This window comes from Coprococcus comes ATCC 27758, assembly GCF_025149785.1.
GTDB lineage: Bacteria > Bacillota > Clostridia > Lachnospirales > Lachnospiraceae > Allocoprococcus > Allocoprococcus comes.
The window spans coordinates 2,810,425-2,827,472 of the sequence record NZ_CP102277.1; the positions used below are offsets into that span (position 1 = coordinate 2,810,425).

Below are 17,048 nucleotides of genomic sequence, written 5' to 3' on the forward strand. Positions count from 1 at the left end.
TTTTCGTACTTCAAGGGGGCGGTTTCCGTACTTCATAGGTACGGTTTTCAGTCCTCCGGCGTACCAGAACGGGATTTCTTGAAGTCGGTGTTTGGAACCGCTTCATAGGATTTTGGGAAAATGCGGTTGGGTTTTCCACAGCCCTGCTTCTGGATCTCCACCAGTCCGGCGTATTGCAGTTCCCGCAGGGTGTTCACCGCTTTCTGCCGCCCACAGTGGAGCAGGTCAACCACCTCACAGATAGGGTAATACAGGAAAATCCGTCCGCAGTCATCCGCCCACCCATTCTTGCGGGATAACTCTGTCCGGCGCAGGATAAAGGCGTACAGAACCTTTGCCTCGTTGGACAGGGGCTTGAATGTGGGGGGGGGCAAAGAGAAAATTCGGGAGCCGGGTGAAGCTGAACGCCTTTTCCGGCTGATGGATATAGATGGTATTTGTCATAGTGCGTTTTGTGGACGGTTAGAAGCCCGTTTTCCGGGGTGGGCGATACTTTATACCACCCGCCCCGGTTTGGGGCTCGCAAAACCTGATAAATCAAGGCTTTTTTCGCTCCTAACTGTCCACAGCAGACCTCCTTTTCCGTTCACTTTCTGTTTTCTGCCGCCTGTGAACTCTGGCGGCACAGCCGGGGCAGTATTTTGCCCGGTTGGATTTGGGGACGAACACGCCGCCGCAGACCGCACAGCGTTTCAAGTCCTTATCCCGGAAAATCTCCGCTTCCAGCGTTCCGTCCAGCGGCAAAACCGCCCAGCGGAACCACTTACAGCAGACCGAGAAAGAAACCGTCTGCGGGCAGGTGCAGGTGTCCCCATCGTCAAGGGCAATGCAGTTGCCGTCCTCACAGCAACAGCACTCCCGGCGTATCAGGCTGGCCGCCTGTTTCCTCTGCGCCGGTGTCATGCGGTAAAGGGAACCGTCCGGCCTGCGTTCCAGCGGCGGCAAGTCTTTATAGGGGTTATCTCTCATGCGTTCCCTCCATTTTGCTTTCCGTTGCCGTTCTCCCCGAAAAGGTTTCCTGCCCCATTCCTGCGGCGTATTCCGGCGTTGGCACGCTCCCCGCAACTTCGGGACATTTTGTCCCGAAGTCCGGCTCCTTGCGGTGTTTCTCCAGCCGGGGTATCCCTTTTCGGACGGTCATTCTGTTTTCAAGGTGCTGTCCATCGATGAACTACCCTAAGTCTACACGAAAAAAATGCAATCCCCGGAATTTTGCGAGAATTGCATTTTGATGAAGTTTACACTTTGGAAATTGCATTTTTGCAATCATTCTGTATAATGGAAGTGTGTGGAGGAGGTGCGTATCTATGGCTTTACCCGGAACACCCGGACAGCGGATTTCCGATTTATGCAACGGGAACCATATCACACAAAAGGAACTTGCAGAGAAGATAGGCGTTTCCGCTTCCCAGTTGAGCCGCATTGTCAGCGGCGAAACGAGAACGGTCAGCAGTGATATTCTCATAGGAGTGGCAAAGGAATTTAAGGTATCGACAGACTATATACTGGGCTTGTCCACCGTGAGCGTCCGTAAAAGTTACGATATTTCTGAATTAGGTTTGTCAGAGGGAGCCGTGAGGGGGCTTGTGACGGGTGCTGTTGATGTGCAAATACTCAATCGCTTACTGGAACACAGGAATTTTCCCAAGCTGATAGATTTGATACGGATTTATTTTCAGGACACGGCGGCAAAGGGGATAATGGCACGTAACCAGCTTATCGAGATGGCAACGGCTTCCCTGTCCGACTTGATGAAAGAACACCCGGAACACCGGGCGGAAGCAAAGCAGGATTTACAATTTTTGAACGCCCAGAAGATGGGGGAACATGAAGCAGAGATTGAGAAAATCAAAAATGTGTTCCTTGCTACCCTGCGGGACATTAAGAAAGACATTGATAACGGAGAACAGCCGGGGGAAGCTGTGACCGCCGCTATGTTCCAAGCCATGCGGGACGCACTGTCGGAGCAGAAGCAAAACCCGCTTTCCATTGACGATGTAACAGCAATGATAACCGGACAGATCGGACAGCTTGCGCCGATGGACGAAGAAACTGCCGACCTATTCCAGCAGCTGGCGAAGAAAATGATGACGCAAATGTCAAAAGATAGTGATGAGAAAAAAGGAGATTGATTTTATGAAAAAGATACTTTCATGCTTTTTAGTATGTGCTTTTTTATGTACGGGTTTATATGGGTGTGGTAGTAAAAAAACAGAGCTGATTGAAGAAGCCAAAGACCTAACACTTTCCCAAGAAATTTCGATAACCCCCGAACAAAATGATTATGGAATACCCGCATATAATTTTTTAAAACATATTCAATCAAACTATCCGGGGCGCGTTGCTGGCACTGAAAAAGAAACGGAAATGGCTGTATTTATTTTGTCCGTCCTCTTAAATGGTGGATATGCGGAAAGCGACATAGCTATAGAGTCTTTTGAAATAGATGATTCCACGCCTATGATGGATGAAGCCATACAAAATGTATTCGATGGAGGTGAAAAAAGTAATTCAAGTCAAAATATTTTGATAACCAAAAAAGGAGAAAGCGAAAAAACGATTATTGTTGGCGCACATTATGATAGTGCTGGAACACATGGTGTAGATGACAATGGCTCCGGCGTATCTGTTGCTTTGGAAAATGCCCTGCGAATGGTCAACACTCCAACATACTATACTATTCAATATGTATTTTTCGGTTCAGAAGAACCGGGAATGTATGGCTCAAGGGCATACGTTGAATCACTTTCCGAAAAGGAAAGAGAAAATATTATATTGATGATAAACATTGATACTGTCCTCGCTGGGGATTATCTTTATTTGTATGGCGGTAAGGTGAATGATAACGGCACTGTTGATAATACCGAAGCAGTATTTAAAGCCTACGAAATTGTTAAGGAAATTGGCTTGAACATACAATTACCACCAGACGGAAATAACGATTATCCCTATCCTACAGGTCAAAAAAGAAGCGACCACGCACCGTTTAATGACATAGGAATTCCGTACATATATTTTGAAGCAAACAACTGGGAAAATGGTTCTCCTGTCGAAACAGAAAAGAATGGATTGATAATGCATACAGATATGGATGATTTGGATTTTATTGAAAATGAATATAGCGGACGTGTCCAAAATACACTCAGCAGCTATTCAACATTATTATATTCTTTACTTCAAGAAAACAACTGGGAGCAATAACACAAATGGATAGCAAAGACATCCGAGCCAGTCAACGGTCAAGATGAACGGCGCATTTCATGCACCGCCGTTGACAGTCCCGTCTGTCTTTGCTGATAGGCAATCAAGGCGGGAAAGCCCTAAAATGGCTTCCCGCCCATTTCAATTTTTAGAGAAAAACGCTCCAAAATCAGAAAGAGAGCGGCCAAGCACTTTGCGGGATTGGCCGCCTTGTCCACTCATTCAGCGGGACGGCGGGTGGCGGTCAAGGCCGGGTGTAAATCCGTTCATTTCAGCCTTGACGGTTGCCCGTTGTCTTGCTGATTTTCCGGGAGTGTGGCCACAACTTCGGGACATTTTGTCCACAAGTCGGAGCGTAGGACGAGGGACGGGGGCTTTCATATACGCCCTGTCTGCTGATGAAAACAGACCTGCGCTTGCGGCTCCACGCCACACAAGCACAACCCTGTTTTCCTGCCGCTTCAAATGCCCTTGCCCTCCCCGGCGGCAACGGCATTTTCACGGCAACGCCGACAGAGCGTATAACACACTACACTTTGCTTCGCAAAGTCGTGTGCCAAATGGGGGCGTTGCCCCCTTTGGAAACCCCCACAAGAAAAGGCGGTACGCTACCCCTCCACGGGGCGCATACCGCCTTTTCTTGTTATCCAGCCCTCCGGCTGTATCGGTTGAGCAAAAGTCAGCGTGGGAATGGTGTGGTATCTTTATCTAAGTGAACCCCCTGTTTCCCATCTGGAAACTGTTCTTGCAGATACTCCAAACTTTTCAGCAAGCTGCTCTTGTGTAAGATTCTTTTCTTTACGACATTGCTTTAAAAAAGCTCCAATCTTTTTTGTGTCCATGTCTCTACCTCTCTTCCACTTACAGCTTACCAATATGTTTCAAAATTACCACGACATAAAATGAGAATCCGCTAATTTTCAACCGGACATCGTATGTCTAAAACAAATAAACGGTATTTTCACCCCAAAAGCATTCCATTCCTCTATAAATTAACCTTCTCTTTTATGTCTATCCATAAGCAGCAGAATAAACATAACAAACCATATCACCCATGCAATTAAACAACCGATTCCTATATGCCAAATATCTATAATCATTCCAGCAATAAAAGGAATTGACATAAACATCATTCTCTTCCCATATGCCTTACACATAGCATTTTCATCATATTTTTTTCGTTCTTCTGCTGATTTCATATTATAACCAGACAAGAATTTGGATGCTTGTCCTTTTGACCTATAAAACCATATTCCAAATAAAAGCATAATCACTGCCATTGCAAAGTCAAAAATAATATAAATATAGAACATATAATGCCTTCCTTTCAGTCAATTCCTCAAACCAGAAGTTATTACTTTTTGCATAGTGTGTTTTCTAAAATGATAATAACCACGACATCAACTACAATGATTCCCAATGCAATATATACAAAAAATGCAGGCAAAATATTTTCAAGCAAGCCCATAATTAATGCAAGAATTGCTATAATAGACATTCCAACTCCCATTGTCCTGCATAACTTCTTTTCATCATATTTTTTCTTTTCTTCTTTTGAAGCTGTATTATATCCAGAAATAAACCAGCTTCCGTGTCCAGAAAGTAAAACTATAGAAAGTACAGCAAATATTACAAAGACAATCCACACTATCCAATCAGAACCTGTTGCTAAATCTGCTAATTTCAATTATAGACCCCTCCCTAAATTCCGTTTTTCTTAATTCTAAAAATCTGAAAGTTGTCTTTTAAGATTTCAATTTCGTTAAATCCTCTAAATACATTTCTGTATAACCACATTCTGGGCAGACTGCAACTCTAACATCATCTATAGTTGTCGCCTTTTGTTTTTCATCTACACGAACAACCATCCCATAGCCACCGCCATTAACTTTAAGTCTTAAATCTAATTTCATACTTGCTCCACACTTTTCACATTTCCTCATTGTTTATACCTCCAAATCCCGAATTTGAGAAAAAGCCCAAAGGACTTTTAATGTCCCTTATGCTTTTCTCTTTTCTTTCGCTGTTTTAGTTCAAACATTCGCTGTTCTTCCGCCTCTTTTTTCTTTCGTTTTTTTTCTTTACGCTCCTGTTTGTTCTGTTCCTGTTGTAATTTCAACGCCTGTTGCGATTTTGTGCCAATGCCAGTTTCCAGCATCTGCTTTTTTGCTGAACGCTGCATCCGTTTCGGATTTCTTTTTATATCCTTTACAATAGCTTCAACAGCCGGACTGAATTTCAAACCGAAATAGTATTTTTGAATATATTCCTGCACTTCATAATCTTTTGGTTCTACGCCAAATGTTACCTTTGCCACAGATAATTTACCATCTTCAATATGCTCAAATATGCCTACCCCAAATGGTTCTTCAAAATATACCGTCAATCTTCCATTTACTTTGTCCATAAAAATCCCTCCTAAAATTTATTGAACAAAGAATGGACAACCCGGAGGGGCAGGTTACTTACCCTATTTATATAGGACGGCCGGGCTACCTACCGGCTCTGGCACATCAAAGATGCACGTTGCGTTTTTATCTTTGTTTTGATAACTTTCAATTTACCTTCACTTTATTTTACCATAGTGCTTTCTAAAGTTCTATTCTAATATACAAAAATGTAAAAAAGCGATCTTATCCCCCTCGCAATCACACATATATCATGTTTTTCAATACAATTTCTTCTGCACTAGCTTTTATATTATTCATCAGCCTGACCCACTCCATCTGATCCTGTGCCTTTAATTCTTCAGTTACACCCTGTTTTTCTGTCATCTGTTCCATAAGCGTTTCCACCTGTTCTCTAGCTTCCTGATCAATCTGATTCAGATGTTCATTCAGCTTTCCAGTCAATAACAAATACTGATACCCTGCTGATCTGTGTTCTTTTAAGAACTGCTTTCGTAACATTCCATATTTTCCATATATCGGTTCTTCTTCTCTTAAAACCAGATCCGGCAAATAGTAATCTCCATGCAACGTATAGCTCATTCCATTTTTTTCATCATAAATTTGTTTTTTCATAGTCTAAATCTCCAATCCTTTGTATTTTGTTCTATTTTTCTTACGTTGTTGGTTTTCAATCTGACTCTTTTGAGTCGCCCATTCCAACTGTTTCAGAACGCTTCCCTTTGGCATTTGCTCCATTCGCCGTTTTTCTTCCAGTGTCCTTTGTTCTTTAATATCCTGCTGCACCACATCCTCTACAGTTTCTGATCCCAAAATACGCACCACTCTGTCATATCTGTCCGAAATCTCTTGTAAACGTTGATTATCATTTAATAATTCCCCATTTTCTTTACGCACATCATCTAACTGCGTTTGGATATCATCACATTTCTCCGTAGATTTTTGATATTTGTTTTTCCAGCTTTCTATCGTTTTGTTAAGTTCTACAACCTTTCCAGCTAATGCAGCAATCTGATTCTTCATCTTGATAAACAATGGCTTGATTTTATTTTCTCTGTAAGGTACTGCACGTTCAAATGTTCCTGCCTCCGGTAAAAACGTCTTAATCATTCCATATTCTTTTATTTCTTTACTGGCATTATCCATAATCGGCTGCAGCACATCTCGACGCTCTTCCAGACTTTTTACTTCTTTTTCTGCGTCCTCTGCCCTTTGTTCTGCTTCTTGTTTCTCCCTGATTGCCTGTTCCTTATCGTCTTTTAAAATCTGGATATCTGCTCTGAATTCCGCAATTTGTGCTGTCAGTTCTTCGTTTTCTGCAGTTAGATACTCTTTCTCCTGCTCCAGCTCCTGTACTTCCTTTTTTCGCTCTTTCTTCTTGAAGTTATAAACATCCAAATGTTCCTCATGAGTACCTTTCTGTTCCCATTCAATGCCATGCTGTTTTGCAATCTCTGCCAGGACCTTTTTTTCATGGTTCATCCACTGGTTCAACTCTGTATCATGCTTATTTCCACCTTGAAATCCAAGACTTTTTAATGCCTGTTTCAACGAAACTCTAGTGTCCATTCCTTTTCCTTTCCAGTCAGTCACATAAGGAATAAAATCAATATGTAAATGTGGAGTAGACTCATCCTGATGTAGATAACACCCAAATACCCGTAGCGTTGGATTCCGTTTCTGGAAGTCCTTTACATATTCATCCAGCACTTTTACAGCCATATCTCCTTCTACTGTTCCGACAGCCATATCTTCTCGATTTCCAATCTGGAAAATCACTTCATGGAACAATTTTTCCTGTTTGCCCTGCCGGATTTTTTCATAGTAATTTGTAATCTGTCGATCTTTTCTTTTCCCGATATTATATCGTTCTACAGCTTCATCAAACAGTTCTTTATAAACTTCTTTTACATTCTCATTCTGATAGCAAATATTTAATTGCACTCTGTCTGAATCAACATTTTCTGCTATAAATTCCCTTCTGTTATGAGCCAGAGAACCTGTCCCGATCATACCACTAATTGTTCGTTTCAGCGTCATGTTCGTCACCCCACTTTCTAAAACCAGTGCCAGACATGGCACATAAATTTGTATCTTTACCAGCTATAGTATAAAAAGAAATCTTCGCCGGATACGGCGGTTTTGTTACTTTTGTCAAAAGTAACGCAAAAGCACTTTCGACAGCCGTACCGTCCATCAAAAGTACCCTTGCGCCCTCCGGGGGTACAGAGACCTTTACTCCGGTATCCTTGCCCGAATATATTCCAAATCACCACAATACGGTGTCCCTACAAGATACCATTCTCTTGCAGGATTCATTTCCATTCTGGTCTGAACCCATTCATCATCAAGCAACACTTCCAGGCATTCTCCACAGTGAAATCCTGTATCAATCCATAGATCTGATGATAATAATCCATATCTTTTGTTATAACTGTTATATCCTAATCTTCCTTCTCTCATTGTGCCAATCTCCTTTCATCTACCGTTTCCGCAGGGGCGCCCTGAATCAGGGCTCCCTTTTGAAAATTCTCTTCTACGCCAGTCAACTCCCGACTACACCTTACCAACATTCTCCTTGTCTGCTATCTACAGGTGCGTGACACGCTCCTGTAATAAAGTGTTCAGAAAGAACCTTTACCATCGAAAGTTCTCCGGTATTTCCCGTCTGTCCAGATATTCCTGCCGGAACTTTTCTCTTTCTTCTTCCGTTGGTGCTGTTTTGGATTTGCTGTATACTTCACGATTCACCATTGCATCCAGTTTTTTCTCCAATCCCAACCGTATTATTTCTTCACCATCGTAGTTATCCATCAAAAAATATTGCAAGAGCTGAAAGAATAACTCGTATGGAATCTGTACACTTTTATTTTGCATCTGTTCTCCTTTCAAGGTAGCAAGATCCCATCTTCTTAAGAAATGGTAATCTTGCCATCTTCCATTTTTATTCTGGCAACATCCAATACCATTGCTTTCCACGTTTTACGGAATCAATTTCAAGTTCCCGTTTGGCGTTCCATAGCGTTTTACTTTTGATTCCTCTGGCTTCTGCTTCTTCTGCAATTTTCTTCTGAGTCATTCCTCCATTTGCCAGTATCTCAAGGAGAAATTCTTTTGCTTTCCGACTTTTCTGTCCTCTTCCGTCTCCATTAAGAAGTTCATCGGCACTGATATCATATTCTCCAATCCATTCAAACCCATTATTCTTATCCAGTCTGAATGCAATGGACGTTCCTTCCGGTGCAAGAGAACTCTTCGTATGACATACCACTCTTACTTCCGGTTCATCTTTCACTCGCCCGACAATCAGAACACTTCTTGCAGCAGCCTGAAAATCAATGGAGCCAAGTCCTCGATAAGAAGATTTGCCGTTGCTGTTTTTGTTCATATGACCGATTAAAATAACTGCACAGTGATATTTTTCTGACAGCACTGCGATACGCTTCATCAGTGGTCTGATCTCATTTGCCCTGTGCATATCTACGTCCGCTCCCAGAAAGCCCTGTATCGGATCAAGAACAACCATTTTTGCTTTTGTCTGCACGATTGCTTCTTCCAATCTGACATCTGCCATTGTCAGTGGCTGGTCACTGTCATCAATCACCAGCACCTTTGAACAATCTGCACCTGCAGCAAGTAATCTGGGTTTGATAGTATCTCCAAGTCCATCTTCTGCTGTCTGATAGATTACATTTACAGGTGACACAGAAGACTGTTCCTGCATATTATCTTCAGCATCTAAATCTTCATTCTCACTATCGACTTCATCACTTCGTTTTTCTTTTGTTTTCGTTTTATCAGTAACAGGAAGAATCGGCTCTCCTCTGGTCAGTTTTGCAATAATCTGAAGTACCATCGTTGTCTTGCCTTCTCCTGGATCTCCCTGTATAATGGTCACTTTTCCATAAGGAATAAACGGATAAAGCAGCCATTCTACCTGTTCCACCTCTACTGAATCCATATTGATCAGTTTCAGTTTTGGTTCTATTCTACAATTCTCAATTTTATTTTTTTCATTCATATTCATTCCATCATCTCCTCCTGCCCTTCCGGGCAAGTCTCTGATGAACAGATATTCGGGAATTGTCGTATTTCCCGATTCGTGATATACTGAATCTGCCAAGATGGTATATCAGTGAATCTGATTATCAGAGAACTTGCTCAGATTATTTATCTGGGCTTTTTCTTTTGCCTTTTCAACATTCATCTCTTTCTTCTCCCAATCCGGTAACAGCATTTCCATTTTCATTATCCAGAAGATTTGCAATCTTTCTCTGCTGATTTGGATAAAGATGTCCATAAGTGTTCAATGTGATACGAATATCTTTATGACCTAATCTGTCCCGAATCAATAACGGTTCCACACCTTTCTCAATAAGATAAGCCACATGGCTGTGCCTGATATCATGCACTCGAATTTTCTTCACTCCTGCCAGCTCAATCTGCCGTTTCATCTTATGCTGTACCGCTTCCTGAACAACCGGAAATAATCTTTCTGTATCCGGCATTCCGTAATGACCATCTACAAATTCCTTAATTTCCTCTTTCAGAAATTCCGGAATTTCGATTGTCCGAAAGGACTGTTTTGTTTTCGGTTCTGTGATAATATCCTGCATTCCTGTCCGGTAATAAGTCTTATTGATACTAAGCTGATTCTTTTCAAAATTGATATCAGCTTTTGTAATCGCAAGCAGCTCCCCGATCCTGCATCCAGTCCAGAACAGCATCTCAAACATAAGATAATATCTTGTTCCCGGCTCCATTGTCTGTATAAACTGTTTGTACTCGTCCAGTGTCCAGAAGTTCAAACTTCTTGAATCTGAATTTCCCATTCGTTTCACTTTCTTGCATGGATTAACCGGCAAGTCATAGATTTTAGCTGCATGTGTAAACAGACTGGTCAACTGATTCTGAATCATTCTCAGATAAGAATCTGAATAGCCTTTTTTCTGAATTTCATTCTGCCACTGAATAATCTGTGAAGCCTTGATTTCACTCATCATCTGATTTCCGAAGTATGGAACGATATGCTGTTGCATCATATATCTTTTATTTTTGATTGTTCGATCTTTCAGATCATTTTGTTTGTCTGAAAAATAAATCTCAATAAAATCGCTCAGCTTCATATCCATACTTCGCTCATTGCTCAACTTTTTGCTTCGTTCAAACTCCAATGCTTCTCGCTTTGTTTCAAATCCACGCTTTCTGCGTTTTTTCTTCTCACCCATGACATTTGTCTCAAACCACTGGGCTGTCCATTTTTTTGTGTCTTTTTCTCTGTAAGCCATATTGATCCTCCCTAATTTTCTGCTATTTCATAGCCATACATCTTTTTTGCCCAAAACGCCTTTGGTATTCTTCCAGCCATCGTAATATATCCCTGTGCAGATAATTCTTTATTCATAGCTTTCACCAGTTTATAGGCATGAGATTTTGAGCAGTTTAATTCCTGTGCCACTTCATCAGCACTCATCATATAATTGTAACTTGCCATATTGCCTCCTCCTTTCCTCTCCAGATATAGAATACGTTTACTGTATTTCTATATCTGTACGATTTTCGTAAATTGATAATATCATGTATTTCTATCGTTGTCAATATTTCGTAAACATATTTTTACGAACTTCGTACACTATTTTTTCTTTATTTTATTCCACGTCTGTGTTATGATATTTTATAGATTTATGTTTTTCGTAATTTTCTAATATATGAAAAAGGAGGATTCTATGGGTGACGGTAAAAATTTAAAGAAATATCTTGATGAAAAAGGCACAAATGTCCGCAAAATTGCAAAGGCAACCGGAATCAGTGCTACAACCTTATATTCAATTATTCAAAAAGATTCCAATATTCGATTTGATTTTGCATTAAGACTTGCGAATGAATTGCAAATTGATGTGAATGAGATATGTTCTGCCAGTCCATTTTCTGGCACAATTAAGGAAGAAGAGATTTATCCTACACTTCCAGACGGTTTGAACGGAGCATTAGACGCAAGTCGTGTAAAGACTTACTTAAAAAATTCTATGTATCCGCTGATGTACCTTTTCGGTAAGAACAGTATGCCTGATGTAGATAATCTGCTTACATCGTTCTATCAGCTTGATGATGAATCCAGACAGGAAGTTGTGGAAACTATCCGTCTGAAATTACAATATCATCGTGATCCAGAACGTGCTGAACAAATCAAACAGATCAAAGGCTGGTAAAAAAATACTCCTGTGAATAGCAAACATTCGCAGGAGTTTCTTTTTGGCACCGTTTTGGCACCGCTGGTCTTATTTTGCAATTATAAATTTATCTGTATTTCATCTTGCTGATAAATGTTTCACTATTACTAACCTGATAAATTTACGAATAATTCTTTTCTTAGAGTACAGAAAAACCCCGGAAACCTTGCGGTTCCGGGGTATCTTACGTTTGGACACAATGTTATCTTACGATAACAAATCTATATTCAGATTGTATTACTCGATGATTGTAGCAACACGTCCTGATCCTACAGTACGTCCACCTTCACGTTTGTGAGGTTTTTAAAACCTCATTATTTTCTGTGATTTTCATGTCCATATTGTCCTGTATTGTAAATTTTCTAGGCTATATTTCTGTTCTCTTCATTTTTTAGTATCAAAATAGTATCACAGTCAGATTTTTATGGATCACCAACTTTCCGGTTGCAGATTCCCACCCTGACTGTTATAATCGGAACATGGGTGCTATCATAACGGTAGGCGGTTAGTCCTTCAGCAGAGGGACTGTGACCCTCTGATTACATAGAAACTCGAAAGAGAATCCACTGGAAAGGAGGGCTAAGCCAATGAGTATTGTGGATTTTATTGCAGTCGTGAGCTTCGGCATCACCTGCTTTTGTGCCGGATACACATTCGGCAAAGATAATAACAAGACACAAAAATAACCGCCCCAGCCTCGCAAACTGAACGGTTATTTTTAATCAATTAAGTATGTGGACTAACCGTCTATCGGTAGCACTCTTTTTCTATAATCATATTAGCACGCATGTGTGAAAATGTCAAAAAATTTCTTCATTCTTGGTTATTAATCTCCTTGATCAACTGTACTGCCTTCTCTGCATCATCGGTTTTCACGAATATATCCACACCATATATTCCAAATCCTGGTGCCCCATGCATTGCAACATTCGCACCTGCTTCCTGTGAAAAAGCTGCTATTCCATTTTGCTTTAACATTTCTACGAGTTGTTCTGTCTCTACTATATTCTGTGCATTATAAATTTTTGTCCATTCTGCCTTAGATATGGAAGTTTCCTTTTTCTCCTGAACATTTGACGAATTCTGGTTTCTTTTTCGATTAATAAATGCCAAGAGCCTAAGAACAATAAATGCCACAATAGTAATACCAATCAGAAATCCCACTGCTAATCGTGTTACCTGTGTTTCTGTAACTCCCATTCTAAATAAACATATGCCATAGATGACTGTAAAAATTCCTGCACATATCACACTGGTGAAAAAATCGCGCCATATAGTAGCACTTTTGGGCAAACATTTATCCCATATTCCATTGTACACCATAATAGAAGCATACAGAATTCCTCCTACCAAAGCAGTTGCTGTCTCTCCTAAAACCAAGCGAATATCCACCGTTAATAACATCTGAATAATAATCGCTAACACACTAATCACAAACATTGATGCAAATGCAAGATTTCCAGCCTTTAATGCTTTTTGTTTCACCCATTCTTCATACACCGCCACTTTGTCCAGTGTTTCTTTCATCTCTTTATTCATAGTCTGGCTCCTTTCTCCATCCAGGAGCTCTCTTATCTCAACATCGTAATACTCAGCAAGTTGAACAAGTATACTGAGATCTGGCATATTTATTCCTGTTTCCCATCTGGAAACTGTTCTTGCAGATACCTCAAACTTCTCGGCAAGCTGCTCTTGCGTAAGATTCTTTTCTTTACGACATTGCTTTAAAAAAGCTCCAATCTTTTTTGTATCCATGTCTCTACCTCTCTTCCACTTACAGCTTACCAATATATAGCAAAATTACCACGACATAAAACGAGAATCCGCTAATTTTCAATCGGACATCATATGTCTAAAACAAATAAACGGTATTTTCACCCCGAAAACATTCTATTTTTCTATAAATTAACTTTCTCTTTTATGTCTATCTATAAGCAACAGAATAAACATAACAAACCATATCGCCCATGCAATTAAACAACCAGTTCCTATATACCAAATATCTATAATCATTCCAGCAATAAAAGGAAGTGACATAAGCATCATTCTCTTCCCATATGCCTTACACATAGCATTTTCATCATATTTTTTTCGTTCTTCTGCAGATTTCATATTATAACCAGACAAGAAGTTGGATGCTTGTCCTTTTGACCTATAAAACCATATTCCAAATAAAAGCATAATTACTGCCATTGCAAAATCAAAAATAATATAAATATAGAACATATAATGCTTCCTTTCAGTCGATTCCACAAACTTGAAGTTATTGATCTTCTGAATCCAATCCAAGTTCTTTCAGCTCTTTTTCGTTTTGGATATCTTCAACAGTTTTCTTTCCAGTGATTGCACTGTAGGCTTCTTTGATGCCATTTTTCACTGCCCATTTGATAACGAAATACAGCGCAATCAAAATAACAATTGCGGTTCCTCCACTTATACCTAATTCATTCCACATAATTCAATCCTCCAAATTCCGATTTACCTTCACTTTATTTTACCATAGTGCTTTCTAAAGTGCTATTCTAATATATACAAAAGTGTAAAAGAACGATCTCACACATATACCATGTTTTTCAATATAATCTCTTCTGCACTAACTTTTATATTATTCATTAACCTAACCCACTTCATCTGATCCTGTACCTTTAATTCTTCAGTTACACCCTTTTTTTCTGCCATCTGTTTCATAAGCATTTCCACCTGTTCTCTGGCTTCCTGATCGATCTGATTCAGATGTTCATTCAATTTTCCGGTCAATAACATGTATTGATATCTTGCTGATCTGTGTTCTTTTAAGAACTGCTTTCGTAACATTCCATATTTTCCATATGTCGGTTCTTCTTCTCTTAAAACCAGATCCGGCAAATAGTAATCTCCATGCAACGTATAGCTCATTCCATTTTTCTCATCATAAATCTGTTTTTTCATAGTCTAAATCTCCAATCCTTTGTATTTTGTTTTATTTTTCTTACGTTGTTGGTTTTCAATCTGGCTCTTTTGAGTTGCCCATTCCAACTGTTTCAGAACGCTTCCCTTTGGCATTTGCTCCATTCGCCGTTTTTCTTCCAGTGTCCTTTGTTCTTTAATATCCTGCTGCACCACATCCTCTACAGTTTCTGATCCCAAAATACGCACCACTCTGTCATATCTGTCCGAAATCTCTTGTAAACGTTGATTATCATTTAATAATTCCCCATTTTCTTTACGCACATCATCTAACTGCGTTTGGATATCATCACATTTCTCCGTAGATTTTTGATATTTGTTTTTCCAGCTTTCTATCGTTTTATTAAGTTCTACAACCTTTCCAGCTAATGCAGCAATCTGATTCTTCATCTTGATAAACAATGGCTTGATTTTATTTTCTCTGTAAGGTACTGCACGTTCAAATGTTCCTGCCTCCGGTAAAAACGTCTTAATCATTCCATATTCTTTTATTTCTTTACTGGCATTATCCATAATCGGCTGCAGCACATCTCGACGCTCTTCCAGACTTTTTACTTCTTTTTCTGCGTCCTCTGCCCTTTGTTCTGCTTCTTGTTTCTCCCTGATTGCCTGTTCCTTATCGTCTTTTAAAATCTGGATATCTGCTCTGAATTCCGCAATTTGTGCTGTCAGTTCTTCGTTTTCTGCAGTTAGATACTCTTTCTCCTGCTCCAGCTCCTGTACTTCCTTTTTTCGCTCTTTCTTCTTGAAGTTATAAACATCCAAATGTTCCTCATGAGTACCTTTCTGTTCCCATTCAATGCCATGCTGTTTTGCAATCTCTGCCAGGACCTTTTTTTCATGGTTCATCCACTGGTTCAACTCTGTATCATGCTTATTTCCACCTTGAAATCCAAGCCTTTTTAATGCCTGTTTCAACGAAACTCTAGTGTCCATTCCTTTTCCTTTCCAATCAGTCACATAAGGAATAAAATCAATATGTAAATGTGGAGTAGACTCATCCTGATGTAGATAACACCCAAATACCCGTAGCGTTGGATTCCGTTTCTGGAAGTCCTTTACATATTCATCCAGCACTTTTACAGCCAGATCTCCTTCTACTGTTCCGACAGCCATATCTTCTCGATTTCCAATTTGAAAAATCACTTCGTGGAACAACTTCTCTTGTTTTCCCTGCCGAATTTTTTCATAGTAATTTGTAATCTGCCGATCTTTTCTTTTTCCGATATTATATCGTTCTACAGCTTCATCAAACAGTTCTTTATAAACTTCTTTTAAATTCTCATTCTGATAGCAAATATTTAATTGCACTCTGTCTGAATCAACATTTTCTGCTATAAATTCCCTTCTGTTATGAGCCAGAGAACCTGTCCCGATCATACCACTAATTGTTCGTTTCAGCGTCATGTTCGTCACCCCACTTTCTAAAACCAGTGCCAGACATGGCACATAAATTTGTATCTTTACCAGCTATAGTATAAAAAGAAATCTTCGCCGGATACGGCGGTTTTGTTACTTTTGTCAAAAGTAACGCAAAAGCACTTTCGACAGCCGTTCCGTCCATCAAAAGTACCCTTGCGCCCTGCCGGGGGCTATTTTATCTCTTTCGTTACTCTCTCGACTAAATTATTCCGGTATTCTTGCCTGCACATATTCCAGATCTCCACAGTATGACGTTCCAACCAGATACCATTCTCTTGCTGGATTCATCTCCATTCTTGTCCTTACCCACTTATCATCGACCAGCACCTCAAGACCTTCTCCACAGTGAAATCCCGTATCAATCCATAAGTCTGATGCCAACAACCCATATCTGTCATTGCTACTGTTATATCCTAATCTTCCCTGTTTCATTGTATCTTTCTCCCTTCTTCACAACTATCAAATTTACAGCCGTCTCACATTCCAGCCACAGTTTTCCGTCTGCACCTTACCAACTTTCTCCTTGTTTACTTCTCACAGGTGCGTGACACGCTCCTGTAAAAAGATAATCAATAAGAACTGTTACCATCGAAAGCGCTCTTGCATTCCTTTTCTGTCCAGATACTCCTGCCGGAACTTTTCCCGTTCTTCTTCTGTTGGTGCAGTTTTGAATTTACTGTATACCTCACGATTTACCATTGCATCCAGCTTTTTCTCCAGACCTTTTCTTATATCATCTGCTTCCTGTTCCTGATCCAGTAAATGATATTTTATAATCTTTCCAAATAACTCCTCTGGAATCATAACGTTTTTCAAGCTCTCACCTTCTTACAATTTATGT

At 40.1% G+C, this 17,048-nt stretch carries 23 protein-coding genes and 1 pseudogene; 3 read left to right on the plus strand and 21 right to left on the minus strand.

Going from position 1 to position 17,048, the window contains the following annotated elements; genetic code table 11:
• Window positions 1-47: 47 nt before the first annotated feature.
• Window positions 48-444, minus strand: a pseudogene (locus tag NQ556_RS13850) (replication initiator protein A).
• A 111-nt stretch (window positions 445-555) separates the two neighbouring features.
• Entirely contained in the window at window positions 556-969 is a 414-nt protein-coding gene (locus tag NQ556_RS13855; protein WP_008373577.1) for a cysteine-rich VLP domain-containing protein, read from the minus strand.
• Between the two features lie 338 nt (window positions 970-1,307).
• On the opposite strand from NQ556_RS13855, the gene NQ556_RS13860 reads away from it, so the two are divergent.
• The gene (locus tag NQ556_RS13860; protein ID WP_008373574.1) at window positions 1,308-2,132 is read left to right on the plus strand and encodes a helix-turn-helix domain-containing protein; all 825 of its coding nucleotides are present in this window, start codon (window positions 1,308-1,310) and stop codon (window positions 2,130-2,132) included.
• Window positions 2,133-2,136: 4 nt separating this feature from the next.
• Window positions 2,137-3,201 carry a M28 family metallopeptidase gene (locus tag NQ556_RS13865; protein WP_118140213.1) on the plus strand — a complete coding sequence of 355 codons (1,065 nt, stop codon included), beginning with the start codon at window positions 2,137-2,139 and terminating at the stop codon, window positions 3,199-3,201.
• A 704-nt stretch (window positions 3,202-3,905) separates the two neighbouring features.
• Here NQ556_RS13865 and NQ556_RS13870 read toward each other — a convergent pair.
• The 12 genes from NQ556_RS13870 to NQ556_RS13925 form a co-directional block, all read right to left on the minus strand.
• Window positions 3,906-4,043 carry a helix-turn-helix domain-containing protein gene (locus tag NQ556_RS13870; RefSeq protein ID WP_008373566.1) on the minus strand — a complete coding sequence of 46 codons (138 nt, stop codon included), beginning with the start codon at window positions 4,041-4,043 and terminating at the stop codon, window positions 3,906-3,908.
• Between the two features lie 150 nt (window positions 4,044-4,193).
• Complete coding sequence (locus tag NQ556_RS13875) at window positions 4,194-4,514, minus strand: DUF3784 domain-containing protein (protein ID WP_008373564.1); 321 nt, start codon at window positions 4,512-4,514, stop codon at window positions 4,194-4,196.
• 41 nt (window positions 4,515-4,555) lie between these two features.
• The gene (locus NQ556_RS13880; protein ID WP_008373562.1) at window positions 4,556-4,888 is read right to left on the minus strand and encodes a DUF3784 domain-containing protein; all 333 of its coding nucleotides are present in this window, start codon (window positions 4,886-4,888) and stop codon (window positions 4,556-4,558) included.
• Between the two features lie 58 nt (window positions 4,889-4,946).
• Window positions 4,947-5,144: a zinc ribbon domain-containing protein gene (locus NQ556_RS13885; protein WP_008373560.1), complete on the minus strand. Its 198-nt coding sequence runs from the start codon at window positions 5,142-5,144 to the stop codon at window positions 4,947-4,949.
• Between the two features lie 47 nt (window positions 5,145-5,191).
• Window positions 5,192-5,608, minus strand: coding sequence for a YjdF family protein (locus tag NQ556_RS13890; RefSeq protein ID WP_008373558.1), 417 nt, complete (start codon window positions 5,606-5,608; stop codon window positions 5,192-5,194).
• 241 nt (window positions 5,609-5,849) lie between these two features.
• Window positions 5,850-6,224: a TnpV protein gene (locus tag NQ556_RS13895; RefSeq protein ID WP_062808159.1), complete on the minus strand. Its 375-nt coding sequence runs from the start codon at window positions 6,222-6,224 to the stop codon at window positions 5,850-5,852.
• 3 nt (window positions 6,225-6,227) lie between these two features.
• The gene (locus NQ556_RS13900; RefSeq protein WP_062808160.1) at window positions 6,228-7,649 is read right to left on the minus strand and encodes a plasmid recombination protein; all 1,422 of its coding nucleotides are present in this window, start codon (window positions 7,647-7,649) and stop codon (window positions 6,228-6,230) included.
• Window positions 7,650-7,844: 195 nt separating this feature from the next.
• Entirely contained in the window at window positions 7,845-8,072 is a 228-nt protein-coding gene (locus tag NQ556_RS13905; RefSeq protein ID WP_008373546.1) for a DUF5348 domain-containing protein, read from the minus strand.
• 174 nt (window positions 8,073-8,246) lie between these two features.
• Window positions 8,247-8,486 carry a hypothetical protein gene (locus tag NQ556_RS13910; protein WP_008373545.1) on the minus strand — a complete coding sequence of 80 codons (240 nt, stop codon included), beginning with the start codon at window positions 8,484-8,486 and terminating at the stop codon, window positions 8,247-8,249.
• Window positions 8,487-8,553: 67 nt separating this feature from the next.
• The gene (locus NQ556_RS13915; RefSeq protein WP_055152729.1) at window positions 8,554-9,636 is read right to left on the minus strand and encodes an AAA family ATPase; all 1,083 of its coding nucleotides are present in this window, start codon (window positions 9,634-9,636) and stop codon (window positions 8,554-8,556) included.
• A gap of 169 nt (window positions 9,637-9,805) precedes the next feature.
• The gene (locus NQ556_RS13920; RefSeq protein ID WP_004850597.1) at window positions 9,806-10,897 is read right to left on the minus strand and encodes a site-specific integrase; all 1,092 of its coding nucleotides are present in this window, start codon (window positions 10,895-10,897) and stop codon (window positions 9,806-9,808) included.
• A gap of 11 nt (window positions 10,898-10,908) precedes the next feature.
• On the minus strand, window positions 10,909-11,103 hold the full coding sequence (locus tag NQ556_RS13925) for a MerR family transcriptional regulator (protein ID WP_008373537.1): 195 nt from the start codon (window positions 11,101-11,103) through the stop codon (window positions 10,909-10,911).
• Between the two features lie 232 nt (window positions 11,104-11,335).
• Between NQ556_RS13925 and NQ556_RS13930 the strand changes: the two genes are divergently transcribed.
• Window positions 11,336-11,818 carry a helix-turn-helix domain-containing protein gene (locus NQ556_RS13930; protein WP_008790928.1) on the plus strand — a complete coding sequence of 161 codons (483 nt, stop codon included), beginning with the start codon at window positions 11,336-11,338 and terminating at the stop codon, window positions 11,816-11,818.
• An 834-nt stretch (window positions 11,819-12,652) separates the two neighbouring features.
• Here NQ556_RS13930 and NQ556_RS13935 read toward each other — a convergent pair.
• The 7 genes from NQ556_RS13935 to NQ556_RS13965 form a co-directional block, all read right to left on the minus strand.
• A complete protein-coding gene (locus NQ556_RS13935) occupies window positions 12,653-13,594 on the minus strand; it encodes a helix-turn-helix domain-containing protein (protein WP_008373535.1) in 942 nt (313 codons plus the stop codon).
• A gap of 150 nt (window positions 13,595-13,744) precedes the next feature.
• A complete protein-coding gene (locus NQ556_RS13940) occupies window positions 13,745-14,065 on the minus strand; it encodes a DUF3784 domain-containing protein (RefSeq protein WP_008373534.1) in 321 nt (106 codons plus the stop codon).
• Window positions 14,066-14,102: 37 nt separating this feature from the next.
• Window positions 14,103-14,294, minus strand: coding sequence for a DUF6019 family protein (locus tag NQ556_RS13945; protein WP_008373533.1), 192 nt, complete (start codon window positions 14,292-14,294; stop codon window positions 14,103-14,105).
• Between the two features lie 98 nt (window positions 14,295-14,392).
• Window positions 14,393-14,767 (minus strand): TnpV protein, encoded by a 375-nt coding sequence (locus tag NQ556_RS13950; RefSeq protein ID WP_129796027.1) that lies wholly within the window; start codon window positions 14,765-14,767, stop codon window positions 14,393-14,395.
• A gap of 3 nt (window positions 14,768-14,770) precedes the next feature.
• Window positions 14,771-16,192, minus strand: coding sequence for a plasmid recombination protein (locus tag NQ556_RS13955; protein WP_204576109.1), 1,422 nt, complete (start codon window positions 16,190-16,192; stop codon window positions 14,771-14,773).
• A 219-nt stretch (window positions 16,193-16,411) separates the two neighbouring features.
• On the minus strand, window positions 16,412-16,639 hold the full coding sequence (locus NQ556_RS13960) for a DUF5348 domain-containing protein (protein WP_008373529.1): 228 nt from the start codon (window positions 16,637-16,639) through the stop codon (window positions 16,412-16,414).
• 150 nt (window positions 16,640-16,789) lie between these two features.
• On the minus strand, window positions 16,790-17,011 hold the full coding sequence (locus NQ556_RS13965; RefSeq protein ID WP_008373528.1) for a hypothetical protein: 222 nt from the start codon (window positions 17,009-17,011) through the stop codon (window positions 16,790-16,792).
• Between the last annotated feature and the right edge of the window lie 37 nt (window positions 17,012-17,048).

Bases quoted from the DNA above. Each gene is read 5' to 3' on its own strand.
- NQ556_RS13855 (WP_008373577.1), bottom strand. From the start codon at position 969: ATGAGAGATAACCCCTATAAAGACTTGCCGCCGCTGGAACGCAGGCCG.
- NQ556_RS13860 (WP_008373574.1), top strand. From the start codon at position 1,308: ATGGCTTTACCCGGAACACCCGGACAGCGGATTTCCGATTTATGCAAC.
- NQ556_RS13865 (WP_118140213.1), top strand. From the start codon at position 2,137: ATGAAAAAGATACTTTCATGCTTTTTAGTATGTGCTTTTTTATGTACG.
- NQ556_RS13870 (WP_008373566.1), bottom strand. From the start codon at position 4,043: ATGGACACAAAAAAGATTGGAGCTTTTTTAAAGCAATGTCGTAAAGAA.
- NQ556_RS13875 (WP_008373564.1), bottom strand. From the start codon at position 4,514: ATGTTCTATATTTATATTATTTTTGACTTTGCAATGGCAGTGATTATG.
- NQ556_RS13885 (WP_008373560.1), bottom strand. From the start codon at position 5,144: ATGAGGAAATGTGAAAAGTGTGGAGCAAGTATGAAATTAGATTTAAGA.
- NQ556_RS13890 (WP_008373558.1), bottom strand. From the start codon at position 5,608: ATGGACAAAGTAAATGGAAGATTGACGGTATATTTTGAAGAACCATTT.
- NQ556_RS13895 (WP_062808159.1), bottom strand. From the start codon at position 6,224: ATGAAAAAACAAATTTATGATGAAAAAAATGGAATGAGCTATACGTTG.
- NQ556_RS13900 (WP_062808160.1), bottom strand. From the start codon at position 7,649: ATGACGCTGAAACGAACAATTAGTGGTATGATCGGGACAGGTTCTCTG.
- NQ556_RS13905 (WP_008373546.1), bottom strand. From the start codon at position 8,072: ATGAGAGAAGGAAGATTAGGATATAACAGTTATAACAAAAGATATGGA.
- NQ556_RS13910 (WP_008373545.1), bottom strand. From the start codon at position 8,486: ATGCAAAATAAAAGTGTACAGATTCCATACGAGTTATTCTTTCAGCTC.
- NQ556_RS13915 (WP_055152729.1), bottom strand. From the start codon at position 9,636: ATGAATATGAATGAAAAAAATAAAATTGAGAATTGTAGAATAGAACCA.
- NQ556_RS13920 (WP_004850597.1), bottom strand. From the start codon at position 10,897: ATGGCTTACAGAGAAAAAGACACAAAAAAATGGACAGCCCAGTGGTTT.
- NQ556_RS13925 (WP_008373537.1), bottom strand. From the start codon at position 11,103: ATGGCAAGTTACAATTATATGATGAGTGCTGATGAAGTGGCACAGGAA.
- NQ556_RS13930 (WP_008790928.1), top strand. From the start codon at position 11,336: ATGGGTGACGGTAAAAATTTAAAGAAATATCTTGATGAAAAAGGCACA.
- NQ556_RS13935 (WP_008373535.1), bottom strand. From the start codon at position 13,594: ATGGATACAAAAAAGATTGGAGCTTTTTTAAAGCAATGTCGTAAAGAA.
- NQ556_RS13940 (WP_008373534.1), bottom strand. From the start codon at position 14,065: ATGTTCTATATTTATATTATTTTTGATTTTGCAATGGCAGTAATTATG.
- NQ556_RS13945 (WP_008373533.1), bottom strand. From the start codon at position 14,294: ATGTGGAATGAATTAGGTATAAGTGGAGGAACCGCAATTGTTATTTTG.
- NQ556_RS13950 (WP_129796027.1), bottom strand. From the start codon at position 14,767: ATGAAAAAACAGATTTATGATGAGAAAAATGGAATGAGCTATACGTTG.
- NQ556_RS13955 (WP_204576109.1), bottom strand. From the start codon at position 16,192: ATGACGCTGAAACGAACAATTAGTGGTATGATCGGGACAGGTTCTCTG.
- NQ556_RS13960 (WP_008373529.1), bottom strand. From the start codon at position 16,639: ATGAAACAGGGAAGATTAGGATATAACAGTAGCAATGACAGATATGGG.
- NQ556_RS13965 (WP_008373528.1), bottom strand. From the start codon at position 17,011: ATGATTCCAGAGGAGTTATTTGGAAAGATTATAAAATATCATTTACTG.